The sequence below is a fragment of the Moraxella bovis genome, assembly GCF_002014975.1.
Taxonomy (GTDB): domain Bacteria; phylum Pseudomonadota; class Gammaproteobacteria; order Pseudomonadales; family Moraxellaceae; genus Moraxella; species Moraxella bovis.
Window position 1 is genome coordinate 1 of record NZ_MUXV01000072.1, and the last position, 1133, is coordinate 1133.

The 1133-nt window shown below is 45.0% G+C and carries 1 protein-coding gene; it reads right to left on the reverse strand.

What is annotated here, in order from left to right; all coding sequences use genetic code 11:
* A partial coding sequence (locus B0182_RS12860; protein ID WP_158079718.1) for a LysM peptidoglycan-binding domain-containing protein occupies nt 1-1080 on the reverse strand: 1080 nt, incomplete at its 3' end.
* Nucleotides 1081-1133 lie beyond the last annotated feature (53 nt).

Consider the following 1133-nt stretch of genomic DNA (forward strand, 5'->3'; position numbering starts at 1 on the left):
AACCACCACCTTCGGTGTCCCACCCTCTTGACTTCTTTCGTTTTGTTCGGTTGTTTGTACGGGTTTTATTTCTGTTGGTTTTGGTGCTTGGGATGGTGTTTGGGTTTGGGATGGTTTGTCATTAAACAATCCTGATACAGCGTCTAATGCATCGTCTTTGACTTTGCCCGCTGTTTGACTGACCACATCAACACCCTCATTGAAGATTTTTGACCCATAGTCAATGGTTTGTTCGAATTTATCTTGTATCGGTTGGGTTTTTTGGTCTAGCCAGTCCATACCATCACCAAAAACCTCTTGTACTTTGTCTAGTATACCACCACTTTGGCCACTTGTGGAAGGGGCTTGAGTTGGCACAGGTTGTGATGATGGTTTTGTGGCAGGTTGTGCAGGCTTAGGCGTGTTGGGCAGACCTGTCTTGATGTATTTGCCTGCCTGTATTTTGTTGGGGTCGGTAATGCCATTTAGGCGTTGTAAGTCAGAGATGGACTTGCCACTACGCTGGGCAATACTACCCAAAGTGTCGCCTTTTTCTATTTGATAATTTGAGGTGGTGATTTTGGGTTTGGTATAGGGATTGGTTTGGGTGTTTTTGGTTGTTTGTGTTTTGGTGCCTGCACTTGCATCAGAATCTTGTAAACCACTGTTTTTGGGTGGCACTTTTAAAACCCAGCCCACTTGAATTTTGTTAGGGTCTTTGATTTTGTCTTTGTTAAGATGATGTAGGATTTGCAAAGTTGTGCTGTATTGCTTGGCAATACCCTCTAGGGTTTCGCCTTTTTTGACTGTGTGGGTTTTACGGCGATAATCACCTTGTGTACCTTGTCTTGGCTGTAGTGTGATGGTTTGTTTATAGCATGGTGCTTGTACTCTGGCAATATAGGCATTGCTTTGATTGGGCTTTTGAACAATGATGCGAGCAGATAAGGTGGTCATCGCACCTGTTTTTGGGTCTTTTACTGCGATGTCAAGTACACTTCCAATACGACGTCTCATCCATACGCCATACCCTTCACCATCAGAGTTGCCGGCACTGATGGTGCGCCCATTTTCACGGATTTCGTGGTAGAGATTGGGCATGGGCTCATTGCACAAATCGTGAAAGAGGATGCGAAGGAGGGTGGTGGGCATAG